Raw genomic sequence first — 7355 nt, forward strand, 5'->3', positions numbered from 1 at the left:
GCTACCGCACCGCCCGGGACCCGGCCGGCTTCTCGCTCGCCGTGCCGCAGGACTTCACCCGCAGTCCGCAGGGCGAGCGGGTGTTCTACGTCTCGGCGGGGCAGACGTTCCGCCTCGGCGTCAAGGTCACCGTGCCCCAACCGGGCGGTCCGCAGGCGGTGATGGACCGCTCGGCCGCCGACGGGCCGTCCACGAACCCCGGTTACCACGACGGCCGGGTCACCCGGACCGCGCACGGCGGACACCCCGCCGCCATGTGGGAGTTCAGCTGGGACGGCTTCAGCGCCGGGGAGGGCCCCCGCCACACCTACGACCTGTGCTGGGAGGAGGCCGGGCGGCTGTACGACGTGTGGGTGTCGGCGCCCGTGGGGAAGGTGCGGGAGGCACGGGAGTACTTCGACGTCGCGGTGGACACCTTCTCGGTCACGGGTCCGTGACCGGTTCGCCCTCCCCGGGAGGCCGGGACATCAGGACGTTCTGAGGTCGCGGTACCGGCCCGGGGTGATCCCGAACTCCCGGCTGAAGGCGTGCGAGAGGGCGTACGGGCTGCCGTACCCCGTCTCCCGGGCCACCGTCGCGAGCGGCGCGTCCGAGTCGCGCAGCCGGGTCGCCGCCAGGGTCAGCCGCCACCAGGTGAGGTACGCCATCGGAGGGCGGCCCACCAGGGCGGTGAAGCGGCGGGCCAGGGTGGCGCGGGAGACGCCCGCCTCCGCGGCCAGCCGGCCGGCCGTCCAGGAAGCCGCCGGATCGGCGTGCAGGGCCCGCAGCGCGGCCGTCGTCACCGGGTCGGTCAGCACCGCCGGCCACGCGCCGGTCTCCGCCCGGGCCATCCAGGCGCGGACCATGTAGACCAGCAGCAGGTCCAGCAGACTCGGCAGGGCCAGGCAGCCGCCCGGCCGCTGTTCGTCCAGCTCCCGGGCCAACAGGTCGACCGCCGCCCGCAGTTCGGGGTGGTCGCCGACCCGGTGGGGCAGGTGCACCACCTGCGGCAGCTCCGCCATCAGCGGATGCGTGCGGCTGCGGTCCAGACGGTACTTTCCGCACAGCAGCTCGACCTCGGGGCCCGGTCCGGGCGGCCGTACGTCGTTGTCCCGCACCGTCTCGAACGGCACGGCCCCCCGCACCTGCTCCGCCGTCGCCGCCCGGTCCGCCAGTACGTGACCCGCGCCGTGCGGCAGCAGCACCACGTCCCCCGGGCCGAGGCTCACCGGATCGCCGCCCCCGTCCGGCAGCAGCCGGCACGCGCCGCCGAGCACGACGTGGAAGCCCGCCCCCTCGTACGGGGACAGCCGCACGCACCAGGAACCGCTCACCCGCAGCCGGTTCGACGAGGGCTCGCCCGCCCGGACCGCGGAGATCGCATCGCTCACCACATCCATGAGACGCAAGCGTATCCGATCGAGCCGTTCAAGCATTGGGATGCTCAGTGACGGCCCCTAGAGTCCTGGGTATGGCTGATGACAACGTGCAGAGCTTCACCGTCGGGGACGTCGAGGTCCTCCGCATCGTCGAATGGCAGGGCGCCATCGCCCCGGCCCGGCGGCTGGTCCCGGACAGCGCTCCCGAGCTGTGGAAGGAGCACACGGACCAGCTCGTCCCCGGGCACTGGGAGCCCGACGGCGACCTGGCCCTGGCCGCGCTCCAGACCTGGGTGGTGCGCAGCGCCGGACGGACCGTGCTCGTCGACACCGGGGTGGGCCGGGACCGGGAGCGGCCCGCGAATCCGCTCTTCCACCGGCGCGAGGGCGACCTGCCCGGGCGGCTGCGGCGCGCCGGGGTGGACCCGGCGGAGGTGGACCTCGTGGTGAACACCCACATCCACGCCGACCACGTCGGCTGGAACACCCAGGACGCCGGCGGCGAGTGGGTGCCCACCTTCCCGCACGCCCGGTACCTCGTCCCGGCGGCGGACGACGCCCACTTCGGGCCGGAGGGCGGGTACGGCGGCGGGGTCCGCGTCGACGACCGGCTCCTCTACGAGGACAGCATCGCGCCCGTGCACAGGGCCGGGCAGGTGGACCTGTGGGAGGGCGAGCACCGCATCGACGGGCACCTCGTCCTGGAGGCCGCCCCAGGTCACACCCCGGGCTCCTCCGTGCTGCGCGTCGCCTCCCGCGGTGAGCACGCCGTGTTCGTCGGCGACCTCCTGCACAACCCAGTCCAGATCCTGCGGCCCGAGTGCAGCAGCTGCTTCTGCCTCGATCCCCGGCAGGCGGCCGAGACCCGGCTGAGGGTGCTCGAACGGGCGGCGGCGGAGCGGGCGTTGGTGGTTCCCGCGCACTTCTCGGGCGCCGGCGCCGTGGAGGTGCGCGCGGAGCGTGGCGGTTTCACGCCGTACCGGTGGGCCGCCTGACGTCCCGCTTCGACAACGGTGTGGTGTGCACGGTACTGATGTGACATGACTGAAGACGGCGAACTCCCGCCCGACGCACGTCTGATCGGCGGCCGCTACCGGCTGGCCGGGCGTCTCGGGACCGGCCCCGCCGGGACCGTCTGGCGCGCCCGGGACGAACGGGGGCAGGGACAGGTCGCCGTCAAGGAGCCGCTGCTGCCCGGCGATCCGGCCGAGGACGAGGAGAGCCGGCGCCTCGCCCACCGCCTCTACCGGGAGGCCCGGGCCGCGACCCGGGTGCGGCACCCGTCCGCCGTCACGGTGTACGACGTCGTCACCGACGCCGGGGTCCCCTGGATCGTCATGGAACTGGTGGAGGGCGAGTCCCTGCGGGAGGCCCTGCGCCGCGGGCCGCTGCCGGCCGCCGAGGCCGCCCGTATCGGGCTCGCCGTGCTCGGCGCACTGCGTGCCGCCCACGCCGTGGGCATCGTGCACCGGGATCTGAAACCGGCCAACGTCCTTCTGGAATCGGACACCGGGCGGGTCGTCCTCACCGACTTCGGCATCGGCGACGGGCGTGCGGGGGACTCGTCCGCCGGGTTCGCCGCCCCCGAGCGGGCGACGGGACCCGGCGCCGGGCCGGCCTCCGACCTGTGGTCCCTGGGCGCCCTGCTCCGCGCCGCCGTCGGGGACGCGGACGCCGGCCCGCTGGGCACCCTGCTGGACCGGCTGCACGACGACGAGCCCGCGGCCCGGCCCGGCGCCGATGAGGTCGAGGTGGCCCTACGCGAGTACCTCGGCCTCACGGACGTACCGGACGCGCCGGAGCCGACCGCCCGGCCGGTGCCCGCCGAGACCGACACCGTCCCGGCGGCTCCAGGCCCGGACCCGACGGTTTCCGGCCCCGCCCGGGAGGTTCCCGACCCCCGCCGCCGCACCCCGCGCACCGCCCTCGGGCTGCTCCTCGCGAGAAAAGCCGGAGCCGAGTGATCGTCCGCCGTCCCGGGGCGTCAACGCCCTGATCAGCACATTCCCTGCCAGTGATCACTGGCAGCGTGTGAGCACTCCGTGAATCCCCGTTACCGACGGGTACACAAAGCCTCCGCCGCGGCATACCCTGCGCGTCATGACGGACACGCAGGCCCCGGACATCGCCGGTACCAACCCCCTCGCGCCCGCCCCCCAGGGCGCCCGCACCGCCGCCGACGTGGTCACCCCGGAACTGGTGGCCCAGCTCACCAAGGGCGTCGTCGGCTCCGGCCGTACGGCGAACCACACCCCGTTCACCGGCGAGAAGCTGGCCGACCTGCCCGAGTCCACCCCCGAGGACGTGCAGCGGGCCTTCGAGGCGGCCCGTGCCGCGCAGGCGGTCTGGGCGAGGACCCCGGTGCGCCAGCGGGCCGCCGTCCTGCTCCGCTTCCACGACCTGCTCCTCGAACGGCAGGCCGAGGTCCTGGACCTCGTCCAGCTGGAGACCGGCAAGGCCCGGCTGCACGCGCACGAGGAGGTGCAGGCCGTCGCCGTCGCGGCCCGCCACTACGGCCGCCGCGCCGCCGCCTACCTCCGGCCGAAGCGGCACACGGGCGCCGTGCCGACCCTGACCAAGGTCACCGAACTCCGGCACCCGCGCGGGGTCGTGGGCCAGATCGCCCCCTGGAACTACCCCCTCGAACTGTCCGTCGGCGACGCGCTGCCCGCCTTCGTCGCGGGCAACGCGGTCGTGATGAAGCCGGACACCGAGACCTGCCTCACGGCGCTCTGGGCCCGCGACCTGCTCATCGAGGCCGGGCTGCCCGAGGGCGTCTTCCAGGTGGTCCTCGGCGACGGCCCGGTCGTCGGCCCCGAGGTGGTCCGGCACGCCGACTACGTCTCCTTCACCGGCTCGACCCGCACCGGCCGCGAGGTCGCCCAGGGCGCCGCCGCCCGCCTGGTCGGCGTCTCCCTCGAACTCGGCGGCAAGAACGCCATGCTGGTGCTCGACGACGCCGACATCGCGAAGGCCGCCGCCGGCGCCGTACGCGCCTGCTTCTCCTCCGCCGGCCAGCTCTGCATCTCCATCGAGCGCCTGTACGTGCACGAGGACGTGGCCGACGTGTTCCTGGAGCGCTTCGCCGCCCGCACCAGGGCCATGCGGCTCGGCAACTCCCTGGCCTACGGGGCCGAGATGGGCTCCCTGGTCGGCGAGCGCCAGCTGAAGACCGTCGAACGGCATGTGCGGGAGGCCGTCGACAAGGGCGCGAAGCTGGTCGCGGGCGGCAGCGCCCGTCCCGACATCGGCCCCTACTTCTTCGAGCCCACCATCCTCGACGGCGTCGAGGACTCCATGGCGGTGTGCGAGGAGGAGACCTTCGGGCCCGTCGTGTCCATCTACCGCTTCAGGACCGACGACGAGGCCGTCGAGCGCGCCAACGCCACCCCGTACGGCCTCAACTCCTCCGTCTGGACGCAGAACGCCCGCCGCGGCCGGGACGTCGCCGCCCGTCTGCGCACCGGCACGGTCAACGTCAACGAGGGCTACGCGCCCGCCTACGGCAGCGTCCAGTCCCCGATGGGCGGCATGAAGGACTCCGGTCTCGGCCGCCGCCACGGCTCCGAGGGCATCCTCAAGTACACCGAGGCCCAGACGGTCGCCCAGCAGCGCCTGCTGCCGATGGCGCCCTCGCTCGGCATGACCGACGAGAAGTACGCCCAGTTCATGAGCCGCAGCCTGCGGCTGATGAAGGCATTCCGGTTCCGCTAGAAACGCCCGTTCTCAACGAGGAGAGCACGTGTCGCAGGAGAAGTCCGTCCAGGCCAGGGACGAGGACGGGTACGACTACGACGTCATCGTCGTCGGTTCGGGGTTCGGCGGCTCGGTGTCGGCCCTCCGCCTGACCGAGAAGGGATACCGGGTCGGCGTGCTCGAGGCCGGCCGCCGCTTCACCCGCGACGCCCTGCCGAAGAACTCCTGGGACCTGAAGAACTACCTCTGGGCCCCGAGACTCGGCATGTACGGCATCCAGCGCATCCATCTGCTGGGCAACGTCATGGTCCTCGCGGGCGCCGGCGTCGGCGGCGGCTCGCTCAACTACGCCAACACCCTCTACGTGCCGCCGAAACCGTTCTTCGACGACCCGCAGTGGCGGGACATCACCGACTGGCAGGAGGAGCTGAAGCCGTACTACGACCAGGCCCAGCGCATGCTCGGGGTGCGCCTCAACCCGACGATGACCCCCTCCGACGTGCACCTGAAGGCGGCGGCCGAGCGGATGGGCGTCGGCGACACCTTCCACCTCGCGCCGGTGGGCGTCTTCTTCGGCGACGGCAAGGACGCGGACGGGGCGGCGACGGCGAAGCCGGGGGCGCCGGTCGCGGACCCGTACTTCGGCGGGGCCGGGCCGGAGCGGAACGCCTGCACCGAGTGCGGCGAGTGCATGACCGGCTGCCGGCACGGCGCGAAGAACACCCTCAACGAGAACTACCTCCACCTCGCCGAGCGGGCGGGCGCGGTCGTCCACCCCATGACCACGGTGGTGTCCGTCACGGACGACTCCCGCGGCGGTTACGCGGTGGCGACCCTGCCGACGGACCAGAGGAAGAAGGGCAGCGGCCGGCTCCTCACCGCGCGCCGGGTCGTCCTCGCGGCCGGCACCTACGGCACGCAGACCCTGCTGCACCGCATGAAGGCCGGCGGCCAGCTGCCGTACCTCTCCGGCCGGCTGGGCGACCTGACCCGGACCAACTCCGAGGCGCTGGTCGGCGCGCAGACCGACGACCGCCGCTACCGCAGGGCGCACGGCACGCCGAAGGCCGACTTCACGCGGGGCGTCGCGATCACCTCGTCGATCCACCCGGACGAGAACACGCACATCGAGCCGGTCCGCTACGGCAAGGGCTCCAACGCGATGGGCGGCCTGTCGATCCTCCAGGTGCCCTACGCCGAGGGCTCCTCCCGGGCGCTGGCCTGGCTGGCGAACGCGGCCAGGCACCCGCTGCTCGTGCTGCGCTCCCTGTCCAACCGGCGCTGGTCGGAGCGGACCATCATCGGCCTCGTCATGCAGTCACTGGACAACTCGCTGACGACGTACCTGAAGCCGGACGGCGTCGGCAAGGGCCTGCTCACCGCCCGGCAGGGGCACGGCTCGCCGAACCCCAAGCAGATCAGGGCCGCCACGGAGGCCGCCTCCGCGCTCGCCACCGAGATCAACGGCTTCGCGGGCAGCAACGTCGGCGAGCTGATGGGCACCCCGCTCACCGCGCACTTCCTCGGCGGCTGCCCCATCGGCGACTCCCCGGAGACGGGCGTGATCGACCCGTACCACCGGCTGTACGGCCACCCGGGCATCTCGGTCGTGGACGGCGCCGCGGTCTCGGCGAACCTGGGCGTCAACCCGTCGCTGACGATCACCGCGCAGGCCGAGCGGGCGATGTCGTTCTGGCCGAACAAGGGCGAGGCGGACCCGAGGCCGGCGCCGGGCGCGGTGTACGAGCGGCTGAAGCCGGTGGAGCCGCAGTCCCCGGCGGTCCCGGAGAAGGCGTTCGGCGCGCTGCGGCTGCCGTTCCTGGGGATACCCGCGGTGCCGCCGAAGAAGTGAGCCGGCCCGGAACGGCGAAGAGGGACCTGCATCCCCCTCCGAAGGCAGGTCCCTCGCACCGTTCTTGATCCGGCAGGTTTGATCAGCGACAAGGCCCAAGGGTTGTCCTGATCGCACGGGAACCTTCGTGATGTGCGTCACACGAATAGGGGTGCGCGCCGGAGCGCGGGCACGGCGAAGGGCCCTGCGGGAGTGAGGCCGCGGGGCCCTTCCTTTCGTCAGCACCGACGTCAGGGCGGCGCCGGTGCCGGGAGGCGGCGCCGGGGGGTGCGCCGCCGGATCGGTCGGTCTCGACCTCTGGCGTGCGGGCGGTACAGCAATGCCGTGGTCTGCGCGGGGACTTGGGGGCTTCTGCGCATCGTGCTGGATGGGCAAGACATCCGCAACCTTTTGACCCGGCACTGGTGCATGTGTGCAGTTTTCCGCCGGGGGGGGGGGGGGGGGGGCCG

The 7355-nt window shown here is 73.4% G+C and carries 5 protein-coding genes and 1 pseudogene; 5 read left to right on the forward strand and 1 reads right to left on the reverse strand.

All coding sequences use genetic code 11. From position 1 onward, the window contains the following. Nucleotides 1-437: pseudogene (locus tag ACWEN3_RS37055) on the forward strand (serine/threonine protein kinase); the annotation flags it as partial. 30 nt (nucleotides 438-467) lie between these two features. On the opposite strand, the gene ACWEN3_RS37060 reads toward ACWEN3_RS37055, so the two are convergent. Then, nucleotides 468-1379 carry an AraC family transcriptional regulator gene (locus ACWEN3_RS37060; protein WP_452980290.1) on the reverse strand — a complete coding sequence of 304 codons (912 nt, stop codon included), beginning with the start codon at nucleotides 1377-1379 and terminating at the stop codon, nucleotides 468-470. 71 nt (nucleotides 1380-1450) lie between these two features. On the opposite strand from ACWEN3_RS37060, the gene ACWEN3_RS37065 reads away from it, so the two are divergent. From ACWEN3_RS37065 to ACWEN3_RS37080, 4 genes are all read left to right on the forward strand, one after another. Beyond that, complete coding sequence (locus ACWEN3_RS37065; protein ID WP_452980293.1) at nucleotides 1451-2353, forward strand: MBL fold metallo-hydrolase; 903 nt, start codon at nucleotides 1451-1453, stop codon at nucleotides 2351-2353. A 45-nt stretch (nucleotides 2354-2398) separates the two neighbouring features. Beyond that, entirely contained in the window at nucleotides 2399-3322 is a 924-nt protein-coding gene (locus ACWEN3_RS37070; RefSeq protein ID WP_452980296.1) for a serine/threonine-protein kinase, read from the forward strand. Between the two features lie 136 nt (nucleotides 3323-3458). Next, the gene (locus ACWEN3_RS37075; RefSeq protein ID WP_452980299.1) at nucleotides 3459-5072 is read left to right on the forward strand and encodes a succinic semialdehyde dehydrogenase; all 1614 of its coding nucleotides are present in this window, start codon (nucleotides 3459-3461) and stop codon (nucleotides 5070-5072) included. A gap of 28 nt (nucleotides 5073-5100) precedes the next feature. Next, nucleotides 5101-6906 (forward strand): GMC family oxidoreductase N-terminal domain-containing protein, encoded by a 1806-nt coding sequence (locus ACWEN3_RS37080; RefSeq protein WP_452980302.1) that lies wholly within the window; start codon nucleotides 5101-5103, stop codon nucleotides 6904-6906. Nucleotides 6907-7355 lie beyond the last annotated feature (449 nt).

The sequence above is a fragment of the Streptomyces sp. NPDC004561 genome (genome assembly GCF_053602155.1).